This window comes from Crocosphaera sp. UHCC 0190, assembly GCF_034932065.1.
In the GTDB taxonomy this organism is placed as follows: domain Bacteria; phylum Cyanobacteriota; class Cyanobacteriia; order Cyanobacteriales; family Microcystaceae; genus UHCC-0190.
In genome coordinates this window covers 58155-76693 of record NZ_JAYGHP010000017.1, presented here as the reverse complement: position 1 = coordinate 76693, position 18539 = coordinate 58155, and the positions used below count along the sequence as shown (strand labels likewise).

Genomic DNA, 18539 nt, shown 5'->3' with positions numbered 1-18539 from the left:
AAATTTATTAAATATGAGTGGATTGAAGTTGAGGCTTACGACAATTGGAATAGCTTACTTAGCTATCTCAAAAAAGTGCTTGATAATTTTGGAAAAGACTATGTAATTAATTTTGTTTAGGCACTTATCTTTTAAGTCTAAACCATAAGCACAAGCTATCTGACAAACCATTTCTGCTTGTAACAAAGTTGTTGCTGCTAAATCTACAGCAAACAAGGCAGCAGCAACACCAGGAATTAGACTACTGGCTAATCCTGTTCCACCCGAATATATTGCTTTATCTACAATAATATGATGAGCAATTTCAGATGGCTTTTCATGAGGATATTTTTGTTGTAATTTCTTAACTTCTGTCTCTGCTTTAACAACATCAACCTTTTCAATAACCGCAACTAACCAATCAATTTGAACTGCTTTTGTTACTTCCTTGAGTTGAGGGTTATTACTGACTAAATCGAATAAATATCCTGCCCCTTTTTGAGAAATTAAGTAAGTAGTCATAAATAAAGTAATAATAACAATATCGTTTATAGTTGCGCTTTAGATCATCCAGCAAGGGCTAAAGCCATTACTACGAACCTTTATAATAATAATTGTAGGGGCTTAATACCATTAAGCCCATTTAACTGATATCCCAATTTTTTGAGCAAGTTGAGAAGATTCTAGTCCAATTTCTTCAAGTTCATCAGCCAAAATTTCACCAGGATGAATAGAGTCGTTCCAATTAGTCATAATTTATTTAAGATAAGTATTTTATAAACTTTTTATCAATTCTTGCTTAATCTAAGCTAGAATTATGAAGAAATCTATAGTAATGTAACTATACCCCTCTCACCATCGCATCTTATGTCTCTTCCCATTCGCAACGTCGCCATTATCGCCCACGTCGATCACGGTAAAACGACCCTGGTTGATGCCCTCCTCAAACAGTCCGGTATCTTCCGTGAAGGGGAAGAGGTTCCCGACTGCGTTATGGACTCGAATGCCCTCGAACGAGAACGGGGTATTACTATCCTCTCCAAAAATACCGCCGTTCACTACAAAGACACTCTAATTAACATCGTAGACACCCCAGGACACGCGGACTTTGGGGGAGAAGTCGAACGAGTATTAGGCATGGTTGATGGCTGTATCTTAATTGTAGATGCCAATGAAGGCCCCATGCCCCAAACCCGTTTTGTTCTCAAAAAAGCTTTAGAAAAAGGTTTACGTCCCATTGTCGTTGTTAATAAAATTGACCGTCCCAATGTAGACCCCCATATTGCAGTTGATAAAGTTTTTGATCTGTTCGTCGAATTAGGGGCAGATGACGATCAATGTGATTTTACTACTTTATTTGCTTCAGGTATCTCAGGTTATGCCAAAGATAACCTAGAAGATGAACCCGAAGACATGAAGCCTCTATTTGAAGCGATTTTACACCATGTTCCGCCACCGGCCGGCGACCCCACCAAACCCCTACAACTCCAAGTTACGACCTTAGACTATTCTGAATATTTAGGGCGTATTATTATTGGTCGTATCCACAATGGAGTGATCAAATCTGGACAACAAGCTGCCTTAATGAAAGAAGACGGTAGCATGGTCAAAGGAAAAATCAGTAAATTGCTGGGTTTTGAAGGACTACAACGGGTAGAATTAGAAGAATCTAGTGCGGGTAATCTGGTTGCAGTGGCCGGGTTTGCAGATGCGAATATTGGGGAAACCTTAACCTGTCCCAATGAACCCCTAGCTTTACCCTTAATTAAGGTTGATGAACCAACCTTACAGATGACATTTTCGGTTAATGACTCTCCTTTTGCGGGCCAAGAAGGAAAATTAGTCACCTCCCGACAAATCCGCGATCGCCTGATCCGAGAATTAGAAACTAACGTCGCACTGCGGGTTGAAGAAACAGACTCCCCAGATAAATTCTTAGTTTCAGGACGGGGTGAACTCCATTTAGGGATTTTAATCGAAACCATGCGTCGAGAAGGGTATGAATTCCAAGTGGCCCAACCCCAAGTTATTTATCGGGAAGTCAAAGGACAACCTTATGAACCCTTTGAATATTTAGTCTTAGATGTCCCTGAAGAAGCTGTCGGTTCTTGTATGGAACGGTTAGGACAACGGAAAGGGGAAATGAAGGATATGCAAACCGGGATTAATGGACGTACCCAGTTAGAGTTTGTCGTACCTGCAAGGGGTTTATTAGGGTTCCGTGGAGACTTTATTCGTCTGTCACGGGGTGAAGGTATTATGAACCATAGTTTCTTAGAATATCGTCCCCTTTCCGGTGAGATGGAAACCCGTTTCAATGGGGTGATGATTGCTTTTGAGGAAGGAACATCTACCTTCTATGCGATGAAAAACGCAGAAGATCGAGGTGTTTTCTTTATTGTTCCGGGTACAAAAGTGTATCGTGGAATGATTATTGGGGAACATAACCGTGGTCAAGACATAGAATTAAATGTCTGCAAGACCAAGCAGTTAACAAACCATCGTGCTTCTGGTGGGGAGGAATTAGTTCAATTACAGGCCCCCGAAGAGATGAGTTTAGAAAGGGCTTTAGAATATATTGGGGCTGATGAGTTAGTCGAAGTCACACCTCAATCTATTCGTCTTCGCAAAATGTCAGCGAAAAAGTTAGCAAAACGTTAATTTTTTCAGGTTGTAGTAGGGTGGGCATTGCCCACCTTACTTAAACAAATTAACTTGAATTATGTTTCAAACTGCTAAACTTTCGGTTAAAGATTATCAGCAAATTGTAGAAACGGGAATCTTTGGCGATCGCCGTATAGAATTAATTGAAGGAAACTTAATTGAGGTGAGTCCAGAAACGCCTTATCATGCTAACTGTAACAACAAGATTTACAAATATTTCCTCACTTTATTTAATAGTCTAGCTGATGTTCGCTCTGCCCATCCCGTCAGTCTTTCTAATTCTGAACCACAACCGGATTTAGTTTTAGCCAAACTTCCTGACACTTTATACGATACGAGACATCCTAACCCAGAAGATATTTATCTATTAATTGAAATTTCTTATTCAACGTTAAGCTATGATTTAAACGAGAAAAAACAAGTTTATGCTAAATCAAATATTCAAGAATATTGGGTTATTGATCTTGAAAATAATCGCTTATTTATCTTTCGATATCCTCAAGGGGAAGATTATCAAAATAAACTTGAATTAAACACTGGTTTAGTTTCTTGTCTTGCTTTTCCTAATGTTAAATTAGAGGTTAACAGATTGAAAAACTAACCAAGATATCTTGATTTAATTGTTATCGCTTCGCTCACCCAATTAAATCAAGATAAAAGAATAAGTAGGTTGCCTTTTATTACCTACCTATCCTAATTATAAAAAATTTGAGTAAGGGTTTAATCTCCTAAGCAAATACCCAACCCTCTAGCGGTTTTAACTAAAGTTTCTTCAGGAGTAACTGTCCGATAAGTTTTGATAGCTTCAGCAATAGGAACACTGATAATTTGTCGGTTTTGCCAAGCCACCATCTGATCGAATTTTCCTTGGGCAATTAAATCAACCGCAGCCACCCCAAACGCCGATCCTAAGAGGCGATCAACCGGTGAAGGTATTCCTCCCCGTTGAATATGTCCTAATACCGTAACGCGGGTTTCTGCCCCCGTATTTTCGGCAATTTGTTCCGCGATATATTTACCAATTCCTCCTAAACGATCTTCGCCAAATTGTTTAATTTCCTTTAATTGATCCCCCACATCTGTCCGCACGGCTTCTGATACCATGACCAAACAAAAGTGTTTTCCTCTCTCTTGTCGTTGGCGAATCTTTTGGCAAACTTTTTCAATTTTATAGGGAATTTCTGGGATTAAAATTACATCTGCACCCCCGGCTATTCCCGCAGCTAAAGCAATATGTCCCGCGTCTCTCCCCATAACTTCTAAAATCATGACTCGGTTATGACTTGCTGCGGTAAAATGGAGACGATCTAAGGCTTCTGTGGCAATATTTGTGGCAGTATCAAACCCAATAGAAACTTCTGTCGCACCCACATCATTATCAATGGTTTTAGGAATACCAATTAGGTTAATTCCCCCTTGTTGTGCGAGACGACGTAAAATCGCTAAACTTCCATCTCCCCCAATTCCAATTAAAGCATCTAATCCTAAACTATTGTAACCGTCAATGATTTCTTGAGAGCGATCAAGTAAAGTTCCATCTTCCATGGGAAACGCAAAAGGATCACCCTTATTTGTGGTTCCTAAAATCGTTCCTCCCATTAATAATAAGTTATCTAGTTTATCTATCTCGAATTCCATCACTTGTGGGGGACGAGTCATTAACCCATGAGTCGCTTCTCGAATGCCAACAACTTCCCAATTATAGGTTCCGATCGCATGATAAACCACTGCACGAATGACGGCATTTAAACCCGCACAGTCTCCACCACTGGTAAGAATTCCGATGCGCTTTTTCTCACCCATTTCTGTCATCTATAAAATCAAATTAATTCTATTGTTAGCTATGGAGGTAATCTTTTGGTTAACCTTAAGGAATTTTATAGAAATACCTAAAATTGTGCAGATTAACTAAAATTTGGGAACACTACCAATATAAGGTTATCAAGAGGGATTTACAAATGCAAGCATCAGAAACTAAGTTACAACAGATCATTGAAGGGACAAAACAATACATTATTCCTTTATTTCAACGAGCTTACAGTTGGAAAAAATCTGAATGGCAAGTTTTGTGGGATGATATTCTTGAACTTTGTAACACAGAGAACCCTCGCCCTCATTTTATGGGTTCTATTGTGACTATTCCGACGACATCTGTACCAGAAGGAGTTACAAAATATCTCTTAATTGATGGACAACAACGTTTAACAACTGTTTTTATTCTTCTAGCTGCTTTACGAGATAGAGCTACACAGTCAAAAGATGAAAAATTAGCAGAACAAATCAATAAGACTCTGTTAGTCAATCCCTATAATGAAGGATTAGAAAAATATAAAATACAACCAACAGAATTAGAATTAGATAGAGAAAATTTTTATCAAATCATTGATAATCAATCAAAAAGTAAGGAAAGTAATATTTCTCTATGTTATCTTTTCTTTGATAAAAAAATTCAGCAAAGTAAACTAGAGTTATCTAAAATAAAGAACATTATCTGTAGTAGTTTTTTTCTTGTTAGTGTTGTTCTTGGTATTGATGATGATCCTTATCGCGTGTTTGAAAGTCTTAATGCTAAGGGTAGACCATTAACACAAGCGGACTTAATTCGCAACTATTTGTTTATGAGAATTCATACAGATGAACAGGAATCTATTTATAGTAAATATTGGAAACCGATGGAAGATCTTTTAAAGGACAATCTCACAGAATTTATTCGACACTATCTAACTAAGAAGGGAGTAGAAGTTAAGCAGAATCAAGTTTATTCTGAAATTAAAGCTCAGATTAATGATCAAAATGCTGTTGAATATCTTCAAGATTTATGCAAATTTTCTCAATATTATGCTAAGCTTCTTAATCCAGATCAAGAGCAAAAAGAAAATATTCGTCACTATCTGCATCGTCTTAACCGTTTAGAAGTTACTACTATTTATCCATTTTTATTAAACTGTTATGATGATTGGATGCAAGCCAAAATAACAGAAAAAGATTTTATAGATATTCTCAAAATCTTAGAAAACTTTATTTTGCGGCGGTTTGTTTGTAATGTGCAAACGAGAGGATTAAATAGAATTTTTGCTTTACTTTATGCCCAAGTTAGTAAAGATACGAATTTGGCTTCAGATACCTTTATTGAACGATTAAAATTAGTGTTACAAAATCGTGATTATCCCAAAGATCAAGAGTTTAAAGATAGATTAAAGGAAGTTAATCTTTATGGGAATAATCGTTCTAAAAAAACTAAATTAATTCTCGAATCTATTGAAGCTTTTTATAACCATAGAGAACAAGCATCTTTCGATGATTTATCTATTGAACATATTATGCCTCAAACCCTTAGCGAATGGTGGAAAAAACATTTAGGAGAAGATTGGGTAGTTACTCATGAATTATGGATTCATTCTTTGGGTAATTTAACGCTTACAGGCTATAATTCCGAGCTTTCTAATGCTGATTTTTACACTAAGCTTAAGAAGCTTAAAGACAGTAACCTGGAATTAAATAAATATTTTGAAAATAAACAATCATGGTGTAAAGAAGATATAGAAAAAAGAGCAGAATATCTCGCTGATATTGCTTTACAAATTTGGAATTATTTTGGAGATGAATCTGCTCCACCTCCCCAAGTAAATAACATCACAGGAAAAACTCCTAAATTATTAACTATTTCTGGAGAAGCATATTCTGTCAAAACTTGGCGAGATGTTTTAGAAGTTACTTTAAATACAATCGCTGATTTAGAACCAGATCGATTTAAAGATATCATAGAACAATTTCCTCGCTTTGTGGGACGGGAGCAAAGAAATTTCCGTGGTACTCGTCAACTGAAAAATGGAGCATTTATAGAAGTTAATTTATCAGCTAGAGATATTAATACTTTCTGCCACAAAGCACTAGAAACCGTTGAAATATCTAGGGAAGAATGGCAGTTAGAAACTGTTGAAAAAAGCTGATAATTTTGAATTAAAACCTCAATAATTTCTATAAAACTAAACAGATAAATGATTAAACCATTGCTCTAAATCTTCTGTGGAGTGAAAATCTAATAAAGCTTCTCCCAGGTTTTCCAATTGTTCGATAGAGAGACTTTGAATTTTTTGGGATAATTGAGGAGATATTTCACCGATACGTCGGTTTAATAGACGTAGTATCAGGTTGGTTTCTCCTTTCTGTCTTCCTTGATCTTCAATTTCTTGATAAATAACTGATTCTTTCATGATGTCGTTCCTCAATAATCTTTGGATGATGTCTTTATTTAATACTAATCCAGCTAAAATGGCAGTTGATGCAGCTAGGTTACTTTGTTCTGTTAAAAAGATTAAACTATCGGCCCTAATTGGTTCTAATGATAACTCAGATGGCTTGATTTCTGTTAATTCCATTGGTTTTCCTAATAACCACGTCGCTAATTCTCTGGAATAGTGAGTTGCGATGAATTTACGGGTAGAATCATACATAGATTTTGATTAGACGAAATATGTTAACAATTATTGGTTGTGGTAATTTGAATCGTTGTGATGATGCAGTTGGGGTAATTATTGCTCAGAAATTACAAGAAATTTTTAGCAAAAATCCCTTATCTAATGTACGGATTTATGATTGTGGGACTGCGGGAATGGAGGTGATGTTTCAAGCAAGAGGAAGTCAAAAATTAATCATTATTGATGCTTGTTCTACAGATTCAGAACCAGGGACAATTTATAAGGTTCCAGGAGAAGAATTAGAAACGTTACCAGAACCCAGTTATAGTTTACATGATTTTCGTTGGGATCATGCTTTAGCAGCAGGAAGAAAGATATTTAAAGAAGACTTTCCTGCCGATGTTACAGTTTATCTCATTGAAGCAGAAAATTTAGGATTAGGGTTAGAAATTAGTCCTAGTTTACAACCCACAGTTAAACAAGTTATTGACTGGATAGAACAAGAGATTAGAGACTTTTGTGAAGTAGGAGCATAATATACTATCCCCCTACAAAAACTATGTTTATACTTATTGAACACCAACGGTTCTACCATTCGATCCAAATACAATAGGGGTGTCTTGTTTTAGGGGTTCCCAACCTACATTATACCCTGCTTTCCAAGCTTGTTTCCTAGCACTTCTAAACGCTGCAAAACTGTCAGGACGAACAACAAAGGCTAAATAATCTGTATTAGGATCAAATTTTTCTAGGGTTTTATTAAACTCTGAATCTGTTTGAGAAATGGTTTTATAAGATTCTCCGGTTTCGGGGGTTAAAGGTTCATATAATAAAGCATCAAGGTCATAAAATGTGACTTTATAATGTTCTGTTTGTCCCTGAAATCCTCGAAAGCTTTGGATAGTTTGCACACGACAAGATTGATATTCTTGAATGCGATCTAAATAGTATTGATAGGTATAAGTATCAAGATTACTGGGAACTTCTGGCAAACTACATTCAGGTAAATTTTTCATTAAAATGGCAATTTGACGATCAATTTCTTCATCATTAATATAGGAAATTTTGTTATTTCTGACTTCAAAAAATCGGGGTTTCTTTTTAGTATTGGAAACCAAGGGAGTGCTAACAATACTGCTTGATTCTACCGCAACCACAGTAATAAATAAACTAATAAACATTAAGACACCAACGGTATTGGTGAGAATATCTAAAAAAGAGTCTAGATTTTGACTGGGTGAATTGAGTTTTCTCTGTCTTCTATTTCTCATCTTTTTTTAGTTCTTCTATGGTTAGTTTCCAATTTTGATCAATGGGTTCATATCCAATATCAATTCCTTGTTTTTCTACCATATCTCTTATTTTTTGAAATACCTCTATTCCGTCAGGACGAAGAGCCACAATTAAATATTGTTTATGACGATTTTTTCTGACTTCTTTAATTAATTTATTGAGAGGAGATCGCTCATTATTGATCTCAGATTTAGCAACAAAAACTTGACTAGGATGTAACAAGACTCCATCTTCTCGACATTCAATATATTTGGGTATTTTTCCTTGGTTTTCTCCGGTGGTTTCTGTTTTCGCTATGATGGTTACTTTCCGTTCATTTTGTAACAGTTGAGTGGTTAAAACAATGATCAATAAAATTAGCGTACCAATGGTACAAGCTAAAATTGAAAGGAAGGGAAATAATTCAACTTCTAGGGAACTTCTAGAAAAAGTACGGCGACGCATTCTAAATTTCCTCTGAGTCGGTAAAGGTAATAATTCGCGGTTTACTTAACTTTTCTAACACAGGTTTTATTTTTTGAATTTCACTAATCATCGATTGAGAGAGTTCCCTGTTAACGTTTAATTGCTGTTCTAGGGTTTCTAAAAATCTGCTTTTTTCTTGTAAATTCATTTGGTTTAATTGTTCCATTTGTTCAATTAATTTACTGCTCAAAGTTTGTAATTTTTCAACTTCAAAAATAAAACTCTGAGAGAGACTTTGTGCTGCTTGTTTTGCATAAGCATGGGCCGGTTCAATTAAAGATTCTGGAGTGGGTAAATAATCTTGAAATGCTTGACGAATGGAGTTATTAATGCCATCATAGTCCAAATCTTCACCCCTTTCTTTGAGACGGGGAAACACAACATCATTGAGATAGATATCAATTCTTAGTAATAGACGAGATTCCATTCTTTCCACTAATACTAAAGGAATCATCACCAAAACACTCAATAATAAAGCCAATAATGTGGTATCAAATGCCACTGCTAAACCACTGGTAACTGTGCCAATTCCTTCCTTAATTTGTTCAATTTCTCCCGCTTGTTCTAAGAAACCAGAAAACCCATTAACCGCTTGACTAATACCAACTACTGTCCCAATAAATCCTAATAAGGGAATGGCCCAAACAAGGATACGAGGAAAGGTATAAGAAGACTCTGAAGCACTTAAATAAAAGGAAGAATCATCTAAGGCCAATTCGGCGGCGGTTTTGCGACTTCCTGATTGAATATAAGCTCCCATTACTCGACTACAACGAATGGCTAAGAGTTGATTTTGTTTAGCTAAATTTTTTTGTAAAATCAATAAATCCCGTGAACGAGGATTATCAAAATTAACTGCTTGAGGAATCCAAGAACGTCTTAAGGCACTTTTTTCCTGTTGCAGTTTAATGAGTTTAATCACTGTCAAAGCAATCACAATTGATGCTAAATAAATAACTAAATATTGAGTAATTCCCCGATCATATAAAAGAACTCCAAAAAAAGAAGTTCTAAACAGAAAAGCAACGACATAAACTGCAACCGCAAGTATTAAAGCAACGATGGAGACTAACCAGAAATTAACATCAAGTTTCTTCCGTTCCCCATCTCCCGACGTTAATAAGTATTGATTCGTTTCTTGTGTTTTCATCCTCAGTGAGTTAAATTAATGAGTAGTGAATAACTAAACCAAAATTATCGATATAAAGGCAATATTACCGTAAAGGTACTCCCTTGATCGACTTGAGAAATAACCCCAATAGTTCCCCCCATTCCTTCTACTAGGGTTTTGACGATAGATAACCCTAGTCCCGTTCCTCCAGTATGACGACTTCTCGCTTCATCTACCCGATAAAATCGCTCAAAAATGCGGGTTTGATCCCCTAAAGGAATACCAATACCGCGATCGCAGATTTGTAATTTTACCTTTCCCTTTTCTTGATCTAGTTTAATCATAATTGGCTCGAAAGACTGAGAATATTTAACTGCATTGTCAATCAAATTTAATAAAACTTGTTTGAGGCGATTTTTATCAGCTTTCACTGTTACCTTCTCAGCAGGTAGTGAAAATTTAAGTAATACAGGATATTGACTAACCATACCTTGAATTTCAGCTAATAATTCATTAAGAATAATGGGTTCAAAATGAAAGTACATTCGTCCACTATCCGCCCTAGCTAAATCTAATAAATCTTGTAATAATTGAATGGTACGATCTGCCTCTGATGCTGCTGTTTCTAGTGCTTCCCGTTGGATATCTGTTAAATTATGACCCCGACGGAGGGTACTTTGTAAATAACCAGAAACCACAGTTAAAGGAGTGCGTAACTCATGGGAAACATTACTCACTAATTGACGTTGATCTTCCCAAGCTTCTGAAAGACGCATCAGGGTAGTTTCTAAGGTTTTAGCTAATGCTTTCACCTCACTAGGTGCATTTTCTAACTGAATTTTAGCCTCTCCTAATTGTTCCGCAGAAATATTAGCGGTTAGTTGACTGATACGGTTTAGGGGTTGTAAGGATTTTTTGATGTACCAAGCAATTACCAAAGTCATACACACAATAGTAATTAAACTGGCAAAACTAAGACTCCGCATCAAACTGAGAAACATAGTTTGATCCCCCGTAATATCTTGGGCGATATAAATTTCCCCTAGGGTAACGCCCTTGACCACTAAATCGGTGGCACAGAGTAACCAATAACGTCCGTTGACCAATTGTAAATCAGGTTGAGGGGGAATATCAGTCAAGGAGACTAATTTTATGCCACGACTGCCCATTTTTAGGGGCATAGACTGGGCAAAAATCTCCCCTTGAGGCGTTTTAACCCATAAGAGGGTGTTGGTATTGGTAAGATTATCAATGGCTTTTTGCGTTCCCTCCTGAATAGAAACCATATCGCTATAGATTTCGACATCATGGGGAAAACGCCCGGCAATATATTTTGTATTATTTTTGTGGGTAATGACTAAAATATCTTGCATTCGCCAACTGATCCAAGTAACAACCCCACTTAACCCTAGGATAGAAACCGCAGCAATACCAACCGTTAATCTTATCCGTAAGGAAGTGGGATCAAAGACGTTTGTAAAAGTTTTAAGAGAAATATTAAGACGGGGTAAAAACTTCATAGGGGAACATCAAATTAAGAAAAATATTCATCCTCTTTTATGATCTGAGATTAAGCTAAGTTTGGTGTGATGGGAATCTGAGTTTTAGCTGAAAGATTAAATTTAGTCTGAATCGTCGGTAATCGGGGAATTTTGTCATAAGTTATGATTAACTGACACAAAGGCGATCGCTAGGCAGTCTTTTTTTAAATAAATCGTTACAATTGGTAACTGCTACTCGCTAAAACATTCAAAAGAGACAATGACAGAACCATTTAGATTTAGCAATGGGCAACTTGCCTACAGCGTACAAGATTTAATCGGAGTCTGCCAACAGTCTCCCGATGAAGGACTCGCATACTTAAAACGAGGGGATTTTGAGAACTGGTTGGCTTATATTGGAGAAGGAGAATTATCCAAAAAAGCGCAAGAGGTTCGACGCGCTTCTTTGTCAGATGAAGATAAATTAAAGAAATTTTTAACGAGTCTTCAGTCACCTAAAGCAAAAAAGTCAACCCCAACTCAAACGCAACCGACAACCAAAACGGTTATAGAATCTACTCCCACCCCAGAAACAGTTAATCCTGTTTTACAATTACTACAAACCATTAAATCTCTCTTGACTGGGAGTAAATAAAGCATATTGCCTTAATTTTTGGGGGATGATAGTCTTTTCTTCTTCCTTAATTGTTTAAAATATTTGTAGGGGTAACTCATCAATTACCCCTACTATCAAAGTTTATAGCCAAATTTTCTGAGTATTTGTTGTCTATCTTTAATGTCTGTTTCGCCTTCTATTCCTAAAGGAGAATAACCATCAATAACCCCTAAAATTCCCCTTCCTTGTTCGGTTTCTGCTATAATTACCTGTACAGGATTAGCTGTAGCACAATAAATTCGACATACTTCTGGACATTGTTTAATACTGTTTAAAAAGTTAATAGGAAAGGCATCTTTTAACATAATAATAAAACTATGACCTGCGGCGATCACTTGAGCATTTTTCACCGCAACGGTTTGTAGTGCTTCATTATTGCCTGTAAACCGAATTAACCTGGGGCCAGATGCTTCACAAAAGGCTATCCCAAACTTAACCTGTGAGGATATTCCTACCATCACTTCATATAAATCTTCTACGGTTTTAATGAAGTGACTTTGACCTAAAATTAGGTTATATCCTTCAGGTATTTCTAAGGGGATAATTTTAATTTCCATGTTTTATCTAGATTAAAATACTGCTGACTTCTCTAAGGGCATAATATATTATGCCCCTACTTTTTCTCCCGTTACATAGATTGATGTTCTTCGTTGTAAAAAATGGCTTCAAAAACAAGGGTTAAACTAATTAAAGTGATGGTGCATACAATTAATAGGGTTATCATTGTTTTGCCTCTTTTCTATATTTTACTTCTGTCTTACCTCTATTTTTTCAAATGGACAAGAAATTTAAGGAAAATTTAAACTATTTTTTAAATTAGTTTACAACCCACATTCCGCATTTCAAAATGTAGTATAAAAAAAATAGATTAATACAAATTTTAAAATCTCAAATTAAGTTACTTTTGGAGGAAATAGAACAATGAAACTTAAGGAAAGATTACAAGAAAAACGAGAAGCTATATTAGCTTTGGCTGCAAAACATGGGGCATTTAATGTTAGGGTGTTTGGTTCGGTTGCCAGAGGGGAAGAAACAGAAAATAGTGACATTGATTTTTTAATTGATTATGATTTGTCTAAAACTTCTCCTTGGTTTCCAGGGGGTTTATTAGTAGATTTAGAGGATTTATTAGGGTGTAAAGTTGATGTAGTTACGGAAAAAAGCCTTCATTTTCTCAGAAGTTCTGGGATAGTTAATTTAACATTCAATAATGTCTACTAGATAAATTACCGAATAAATATCCTAAACCTGCCCCAATTAATTCAGCTAAAATACTAATAATTCTAAAAATAGCAATAGCACTTAAAACAATACTAATTGGCAAATTTGATGATTGAAATAAGGCGATAATTGTTGCTTCAAACACCCCCATTCCTCCAGGCGCACCAGGAATAATTAAACCTAGTAACCAAGCAAAACTAAAGGCACTAAGTAAAATAGGGATTTGTGACATAGTGACGGGCATAAATGCCATAAAAACCAGAATAAACCCTAATCCTCTTAACAAGACAAATCCTAACTCTCCTAATAAAATATTGCCAGGATAACGATCTAAATAAACAGATGAGTTTTTGAGATTTTTCTTTGAATTCAATTTTTGGAAAAAACCAATAACTCGATTAAGAATTAAGGGATGAATACCAATGAGAACACTAATTAAAGCCAATCCTTGTAACCATAAAATTCCTAGATTATTGGTAGTCTTAATTAACCCAAGAGAATGACTAGATAAAGCAATTAATAAAGCAGCAGCAGCCATTAATAAAGGTTCTAGCAAAACACTTAAACTGGCAACAGTGACAGAACCTCCTTGTTGAGAAATTGCAGAAATACGCCCATAAAAATGCCCCACATTACCAGGCAAATATTTATAAATGTTGGTAATCAAATAAACCTTTAAACCCCATTGATTACTAAAAGATTGTTTAAATAATTTGAGTATCCATAACCAAACCCATGCTGACCAAATATGAGCAATCAAAGTAATTATTAAGGCCAAGAATAAAAATAACCATCCTTGATAATTTAAGCTGATTTCTGTCACAGATTGCCAATGCTTTTTAAAGGTTATTATAATAAAAAACAAAGTAAATCCGACAATAATCCATTTTACATAAGCTTTAATTAATGACATGATTATTAGCTAAGTAGGGGCATAATTAATTGGATAAAAACCTTATGGTGGGCATTGCAAAAAAAAACCGTGTGATGTTTTATCATAATTAATTGTAATGCTTTTATCCTAAAATATTGGGAGAAAAAGCCTCCAATGCCATTTGTTGAATGCTTCGTAATGGTTGATTAAACTTTTTCGCTAAGGCAGCACAATCTTCATATTCAGGTTGTACATTAATAATTGTTTTTTCTTCCCCCTTTCCTTGACTCGCTATCTTAACCCTTACTTGACCATATTTTATCTCAACGATCTTAATTTCTCGCTCTAAAATAGACCGTTTTTGAATTAATTGACGAATGCCTAATGTTGTGGTTTCCTTAAAAATAATTTCCTCACACGACGAAACTTTATCTAAGGGACAAATGACAGTTAATAAAATACCAGGGCGAGACTTTTTCATATTAACCGACTGGGTAAATACATCTAAGGCCCCCGCCTTCAATAAAGTATCAAAAACATAGCCAATAACTTGCGGGCTTAAATCATCAATTTGAGTCTCTAACACAGCAACTATATCTAGATTACTGTTTTTTTTTCTGAACTACTTTCCCCAATCCACAAACGCAAAATATTAGGAATAGGTAACTCTTTTGAACCCGCCCCTAAACCCACCTTTTCCAGTTTCATCTGCGGTGGTTCCCCAAAACTTTTCACCAAAGTAACCGCAATAGCTGCCCCAGTTGGTGTCACTAATTCTTGGTCAATATTATTACTATAAATCGGAACTTGACGGGATTCCCATAACTTTAACACGGCGGGAACCGGAACAGGTAAACGACCATGGGCCGCCCAAACTGTCCCCCCACCCGTCGGCATCGCCGAACAGTATAACACCTCAACCCCTAACCAATCTAACCCTAAGCACGTCCCTATAATGTCTACAAGGGCATCGGTTGCCCCCACTTCATGAAAATGAACATTTTGGGGTTCAACGCCGTGTACAGCCCCTTCTGCTATGGCTAACTGACGAAAAATATCCCGACTCCATTCTGTCACCCGTGGCGGTAAATTTGCCTGTTGAATCATCAGTTCAATTTCTGGTAAATGACGAGCAGAGGGATGATGACTATGATGGTGATGGTGGGTTTCCTGGGATTCCCTGGCTGGTGTTTGATCTAACAATAAATTAACATGAACCTTGGTGGCCATCTGTCCTTGACGGTGAACTTTTTCTTGACTTAACTCATATTCTTGGTCAATTTTTAACCCTTTGAGTTGCTCAATCAAGTATTCTAAAGGAACACCACTATCAACCAATGCGCCTAAACACATATCCCCAGCGATTCCCGTTGCACAGTCAAAATAAGCTATCTTTGTCATAAACTATGGCTATCCTCTACGATCTTCATCCCCATAATCCCCAACCTCGTCGCATTGAGGAAATTTGTGATGCCCTCAGAAAAGGGGCGATCATGCTTTATCCTACAGATACAGTTTACGCGATTGGTTGCGATCTCAATAGTAAATCGGGAGTGCAACGGGTTCGGCAATTAAAGCAATTATCTAATGATAAACCCCTGACATTTTTGTGTTCTTCTCTCTCAAATATTGCCGAATATGCGGCAGTTACAGATGAAGCTTATCGTATTATGAAAAGGGTGGTTCCTGGCCCTTACACTTTTTTGCTTCCCACGACTAAACTTGTGCCAAAATTGGTGATGAGTCCTAAACGGAAAACTACAGGAATTCGAGTTCCTGATCATCCAATTTGTCAGGTAATTTTAAAAGAGTTAGGTAATCCTATTATTTCTACTTCTGCCCATTTACCTGATGAAGATGGAGAATTTCCTACCCTTGACTTAGAAAAAGCCAAACTATTTGACATTTTTGAAAATCAGGTTGATCTGATTATTGATAATGACTTAGAACCGGGTTTTGAAGTTTCAACCATTGTTGATATGACTTCCAATCCTCCTGCTATTATTCGACAAGGGTTAGGATGGGAAGAATTGCAAAATTGGGTAACTGTTTCTGTTTAATATATCAGTTTGTAGTGGGGGCTTTAGCCCTCATAGTAAGCTTTTAAAAGCCTACTACAAACTGATTGACTTACTTACTTACTACTTTAATCAGATCTCACAATGAACGTAACACCGACTAAAATTCCTGATGTCCTAATTATTGAACCGCGTGTTTTTGGTGATGAAAGGGGCTTTTTTTATGAAAGTTATAATCATAAAGCCTTTACGGAAGCAACAGGATATGAAGTCAATTTTGTTCAAGATAATCATTCCCGTTCCTTAAAAAATGTCCTCCGAGGATTACATTATCAGATTCAACAACCCCAAGGCAAATTAGTGAGAGTTGTGGTAGGAGAAGTATTAGATATTGCGGTTGATATTCGCAAAAATTCCCCTACCTTTGGTCAATGGGTGGGATGTCTTCTCAGTGCAGAAAATAAACGACAATTTTGGGTTCCTGAAGGGTTTGCTCACGGTTTTTTAGTCTTATCTGATGTCGCAGAATTTTTATACAAAACCACCGATTATTATGCCCCACAATATGAAAGATCAATGCTTTGGAATGACCCGGATATTGGGATAGATTGGCAGTTAAAAGAAGAACCAATTTTATCCAAAAAAGATCAAGTTGGTACACCGTTTAAACAAGCAGAATTATTTGATTAAAATTCCCTATGACTGCATCAAATCAGTTACGTCAATTATTAGATAAACCAGGAATTTTGGCTGCACCAGCAGTTTATGATTGTATCGGGGCTAAGTTAGCACAAAAAGCAGGTTTTCCTCTTATTTTTACCAGTGGATTTGGAATTTCTGCTTCCCTGCTTGGTCTTCCTGACATGGGGTTTTTAACAGCAACAGAAATGTTAAATCAGGTCAGAAATATTATTAAATCTGTTAATATTCCGGTTATTTGTGACCTTGATACAGGATATGGTAATGTCTTAAATGTCAGACGAACTGTTGAAGATGTGGTGCAATTTGGGGCAGCAGGAATCATTTTAGAAGATCAGGAATGGCCCAAGAAATGTGGGCATTTTGAAGGCAAAAGAGTCATTCCTACGGTCGAAATGGTCAAGAAGATTAAAGCTGCTGTTAAAGCCAGAAATAAAAGTAATTTAGTGATTATTGGGAGAACAGATGCCAGGGCAATTTATGGACTTGATGAAGCCTTAAATCGAGGTAAACAATATCAAGAAGCAGGGGCAGATATTATTTTTATTGAAGCCCCTCAATCAATTGAAGAATTAGAAAAAATTGTCAACTATTTTCCTGATGTTCCTTTATTAGCTAATATTATTGAAGGAGGAAAAACCCCTTGTTTGACTGTAAATGAACTCGAAAAGATGGAATTTAAGTTAGTTGCTTTTGCCCTATCAGGATTATTAAGTGCCAATCATGCAGTTTCTCAATATTTTGAACAGTTGAAGGTGACAGGTTCAGTTAATTTGAATAATAATTTTCAATTTCAGGACTTTAAAAACTTAATCGAAGTTGATAAATATAGGGAGTTAGAGATGTAAAGTACATGAAAATTTTGATCGTTGAAGATGACATAGAAATTTCTAAATTGATTAAAGAAACCTTAGAAAGAGAATCTTTTTCTTGTGAAGTTGCTCACGATGGGTTAACTGCTTTAGAATTATTTCAGAGACAAGAACCAGAACTAATTATCTTAGATTTAATGTTACCAAAATTAGATGGTTTAGAAGTTTGTACCCGTATTCGTCAAAAATTAACGGCTAAAGATCCTTATATTTTAATGTTAACGGCAAAAGGAGAAGAAATTGATCGGGTTATTGGACTATCAACCGGGGCCGATGATTATTTAGTTAAACCTTTTAGTCCCATTGAATTAGTCGCAAGAGTTCGCGCTTTATTAAGACGTAGTTTACGTCATGGAGGAACTCAAAACAATGTGTATGAAACTACTCACTTTATTGTAGATTTAGATCGTCATGTTGCGACCAGAAAATTAGAAAATAACCGAGAAGAAACCTTAGAATTAACGACCTTAGAATTTAATTTATTATCAACCTTTATGAGTTATCCTGGAAGGGTATGGAATCGTACTCAATTAATCGATAAACTCTGGGGAAATGACTTCTTTGGCGATGAAAGAGTTGTCGATACTCATGTGAGAAGATTACGCAAAAAAATTGAACCTGATACCGCAAATCCTACCTTTATTAAAACTGTTGTTGGGGTGGGTTATAAGTTTGAAGATGAGTAAGAGAATAAGTAAAATTTAGGATAACATGGGAACATTAACCCCATCATTCCCTAGTCTATAGAGGAAAAGATTACTAGCTTAA

General features: G+C 36.1%; 18 protein-coding genes and 2 pseudogenes. 11 read left to right on the top strand and 9 right to left on the bottom strand.

Translation table 11 applies throughout. The annotated features are described in order from the left end of the window. The 3 genes and pseudogenes from VB715_RS19300 to VB715_RS19290 all read left to right on the top strand — a co-directional run. Nucleotides 1-120 (top strand): annotated as a pseudogene (locus tag VB715_RS19300) (IS630 family transposase); the annotation flags it as partial. 726 nt (nucleotides 121-846) lie between these two features. Beyond that, nucleotides 847-2640 carry a translational GTPase TypA gene (gene typA, locus VB715_RS19295; RefSeq protein ID WP_323302850.1) on the top strand — a complete coding sequence of 598 codons (1794 nt, stop codon included), beginning with the start codon at nucleotides 847-849 and terminating at the stop codon, nucleotides 2638-2640. A 61-nt stretch (nucleotides 2641-2701) separates the two neighbouring features. Further along, nucleotides 2702-3244, top strand: a complete 543-nt coding sequence (locus VB715_RS19290; RefSeq protein WP_323302849.1) for a Uma2 family endonuclease — start codon at nucleotides 2702-2704, stop codon at nucleotides 3242-3244. A 119-nt stretch (nucleotides 3245-3363) separates the two neighbouring features. On the opposite strand, the gene VB715_RS19285 is transcribed toward VB715_RS19290, so the two are convergent. Continuing rightward, nucleotides 3364-4446, bottom strand: a complete 1083-nt coding sequence (locus tag VB715_RS19285) for an ATP-dependent 6-phosphofructokinase (RefSeq protein ID WP_323302856.1) — start codon at nucleotides 4444-4446, stop codon at nucleotides 3364-3366. Nucleotides 4447-4601: 155 nt separating this feature from the next. Between VB715_RS19285 and VB715_RS19280 the strand changes: the two genes are divergently transcribed. Further along, on the top strand, nucleotides 4602-6593 hold the full coding sequence (locus VB715_RS19280; RefSeq protein WP_323302848.1) for a DUF262 domain-containing protein: 1992 nt from the start codon (nucleotides 4602-4604) through the stop codon (nucleotides 6591-6593). A gap of 36 nt (nucleotides 6594-6629) precedes the next feature. Here the strand turns inward: VB715_RS19280 and VB715_RS19275 are convergent, their stop codons facing one another. Then, nucleotides 6630-7097: a DUF4351 domain-containing protein gene (locus VB715_RS19275; RefSeq protein WP_323302847.1), complete on the bottom strand. Its 468-nt coding sequence runs from the start codon at nucleotides 7095-7097 to the stop codon at nucleotides 6630-6632. Nucleotides 7098-7117: 20 nt separating this feature from the next. Here VB715_RS19275 and VB715_RS19270 point away from each other — a divergent pair, with 20 nt between their 5' ends. Further along, a complete protein-coding gene (locus tag VB715_RS19270; protein WP_323302846.1) occupies nucleotides 7118-7597 on the top strand; it encodes a hydrogenase maturation protease in 480 nt (159 codons plus the stop codon). 33 nt (nucleotides 7598-7630) lie between these two features. On the opposite strand, the gene VB715_RS19265 is transcribed toward VB715_RS19270, so the two are convergent. The 4 genes from VB715_RS19265 to VB715_RS19250 are packed head-to-tail and all read right to left on the bottom strand — an operon-like array spanning nucleotide 7631 to nucleotide 11450. Then, the gene (locus VB715_RS19265) at nucleotides 7631-8332 is read right to left on the bottom strand and encodes a hypothetical protein (RefSeq protein ID WP_323302845.1); all 702 of its coding nucleotides are present in this window, start codon (nucleotides 8330-8332) and stop codon (nucleotides 7631-7633) included. After that, nucleotides 8322-8798 carry a hypothetical protein gene (locus VB715_RS19260; RefSeq protein WP_323302844.1) on the bottom strand — a complete coding sequence of 159 codons (477 nt, stop codon included), beginning with the start codon at nucleotides 8796-8798 and terminating at the stop codon, nucleotides 8322-8324. The genes VB715_RS19265 and VB715_RS19260 overlap by 11 nt, the downstream gene beginning before the upstream one ends. Before the next feature lies 1 nt (nucleotide 8799). Beyond that, nucleotides 8800-9969, bottom strand: a complete 1170-nt coding sequence (locus VB715_RS19255) for a MotA/TolQ/ExbB proton channel family protein (RefSeq protein ID WP_323302843.1) — start codon at nucleotides 9967-9969, stop codon at nucleotides 8800-8802. Between the two features lie 44 nt (nucleotides 9970-10013). Beyond that, on the bottom strand, nucleotides 10014-11450 hold the full coding sequence (locus VB715_RS19250; protein WP_323302842.1) for a HAMP domain-containing sensor histidine kinase: 1437 nt from the start codon (nucleotides 11448-11450) through the stop codon (nucleotides 10014-10016). Nucleotides 11451-11691: 241 nt separating this feature from the next. On the opposite strand from VB715_RS19250, the gene VB715_RS19245 reads away from it, so the two are divergent. Then, nucleotides 11692-12066, top strand: a complete 375-nt coding sequence (locus tag VB715_RS19245) for a hypothetical protein (protein WP_323302841.1) — start codon at nucleotides 11692-11694, stop codon at nucleotides 12064-12066. Nucleotides 12067-12161: 95 nt separating this feature from the next. Here VB715_RS19245 and VB715_RS19240 read toward each other — a convergent pair whose 3' ends face one another. Continuing rightward, complete coding sequence (locus VB715_RS19240) at nucleotides 12162-12644, bottom strand: adenosine-specific kinase (RefSeq protein WP_323302840.1); 483 nt, start codon at nucleotides 12642-12644, stop codon at nucleotides 12162-12164. A 364-nt stretch (nucleotides 12645-13008) separates the two neighbouring features. Here VB715_RS19240 and VB715_RS19235 point away from each other — a divergent pair, with 364 nt between their 5' ends. Continuing rightward, nucleotides 13009-13308, top strand: a complete 300-nt coding sequence (locus tag VB715_RS19235) for a nucleotidyltransferase family protein (protein WP_323302839.1) — start codon at nucleotides 13009-13011, stop codon at nucleotides 13306-13308. Here VB715_RS19235 and VB715_RS19230 read toward each other — a convergent pair. Next, nucleotides 13292-14221, bottom strand: coding sequence for a lysylphosphatidylglycerol synthase transmembrane domain-containing protein (locus VB715_RS19230; protein WP_323302838.1), 930 nt, complete (start codon nucleotides 14219-14221; stop codon nucleotides 13292-13294). The genes VB715_RS19235 and VB715_RS19230 overlap by 17 nt on opposite strands. Nucleotides 14222-14324: 103 nt before the next feature. Further along, nucleotides 14325-15583, bottom strand: a pseudogene (gene larC / locus VB715_RS21990) (nickel pincer cofactor biosynthesis protein LarC). Between the two features lie 5 nt (nucleotides 15584-15588). Here larC and VB715_RS19215 point away from each other — a divergent pair. From VB715_RS19215 to VB715_RS19200, 4 genes are all read left to right on the top strand, one after another. Further along, nucleotides 15589-16242 (top strand): L-threonylcarbamoyladenylate synthase, encoded by a 654-nt coding sequence (locus tag VB715_RS19215; protein ID WP_323302835.1) that lies wholly within the window; start codon nucleotides 15589-15591, stop codon nucleotides 16240-16242. A gap of 102 nt (nucleotides 16243-16344) precedes the next feature. Continuing rightward, the gene (rfbC, locus tag VB715_RS19210) at nucleotides 16345-16890 is read left to right on the top strand and encodes a dTDP-4-dehydrorhamnose 3,5-epimerase (RefSeq protein WP_323302834.1); all 546 of its coding nucleotides are present in this window, start codon (nucleotides 16345-16347) and stop codon (nucleotides 16888-16890) included. Nucleotides 16891-16898: 8 nt separating this feature from the next. After that, a complete protein-coding gene (locus VB715_RS19205; protein WP_323302833.1) occupies nucleotides 16899-17747 on the top strand; it encodes an isocitrate lyase/PEP mutase family protein in 849 nt (282 codons plus the stop codon). Nucleotides 17748-17752: 5 nt separating this feature from the next. Continuing rightward, entirely contained in the window at nucleotides 17753-18457 is a 705-nt protein-coding gene (locus VB715_RS19200) for a response regulator transcription factor (protein ID WP_323302832.1), read from the top strand. Nucleotides 18458-18539: the final 82 nt, after the last annotated feature.

Bases quoted from the DNA above. Each gene is read 5' to 3' on its own strand.
- VB715_RS19280 (WP_323302848.1), top strand. From the start codon at position 4,602: ATGCAAGCATCAGAAACTAAGTTACAACAGATCATTGAAGGGACAAAA.
- VB715_RS19250 (WP_323302842.1), bottom strand. From the start codon at position 11,450: ATGAAGTTTTTACCCCGTCTTAATATTTCTCTTAAAACTTTTACAAAC.
- VB715_RS19200 (WP_323302832.1), top strand. From the start codon at position 17,753: ATGAAAATTTTGATCGTTGAAGATGACATAGAAATTTCTAAATTGATT.
- VB715_RS19270 (WP_323302846.1), top strand. From the start codon at position 7,118: ATGTTAACAATTATTGGTTGTGGTAATTTGAATCGTTGTGATGATGCA.
- VB715_RS19260 (WP_323302844.1), bottom strand. From the start codon at position 8,798: ATGCGTCGCCGTACTTTTTCTAGAAGTTCCCTAGAAGTTGAATTATTT.
- VB715_RS19245 (WP_323302841.1), top strand. From the start codon at position 11,692: ATGACAGAACCATTTAGATTTAGCAATGGGCAACTTGCCTACAGCGTA.
- VB715_RS19290 (WP_323302849.1), top strand. From the start codon at position 2,702: ATGTTTCAAACTGCTAAACTTTCGGTTAAAGATTATCAGCAAATTGTA.
- VB715_RS19235 (WP_323302839.1), top strand. From the start codon at position 13,009: ATGAAACTTAAGGAAAGATTACAAGAAAAACGAGAAGCTATATTAGCT.
- VB715_RS19285 (WP_323302856.1), bottom strand. From the start codon at position 4,446: ATGGGTGAGAAAAAGCGCATCGGAATTCTTACCAGTGGTGGAGACTGT.
- VB715_RS19240 (WP_323302840.1), bottom strand. From the start codon at position 12,644: ATGGAAATTAAAATTATCCCCTTAGAAATACCTGAAGGATATAACCTA.
- VB715_RS19215 (WP_323302835.1), top strand. From the start codon at position 15,589: ATGGCTATCCTCTACGATCTTCATCCCCATAATCCCCAACCTCGTCGC.
- VB715_RS19275 (WP_323302847.1), bottom strand. From the start codon at position 7,097: ATGTATGATTCTACCCGTAAATTCATCGCAACTCACTATTCCAGAGAA.
- VB715_RS19255 (WP_323302843.1), bottom strand. From the start codon at position 9,969: ATGAAAACACAAGAAACGAATCAATACTTATTAACGTCGGGAGATGGG.
- rfbC (WP_323302834.1), top strand. From the start codon at position 16,345: ATGAACGTAACACCGACTAAAATTCCTGATGTCCTAATTATTGAACCG.
- VB715_RS19265 (WP_323302845.1), bottom strand. From the start codon at position 8,332: ATGAGAAATAGAAGACAGAGAAAACTCAATTCACCCAGTCAAAATCTA.
- VB715_RS19205 (WP_323302833.1), top strand. From the start codon at position 16,899: ATGACTGCATCAAATCAGTTACGTCAATTATTAGATAAACCAGGAATT.
- VB715_RS19230 (WP_323302838.1), bottom strand. From the start codon at position 14,221: ATGTCATTAATTAAAGCTTATGTAAAATGGATTATTGTCGGATTTACT.
- typA (WP_323302850.1), top strand. From the start codon at position 847: ATGTCTCTTCCCATTCGCAACGTCGCCATTATCGCCCACGTCGATCAC.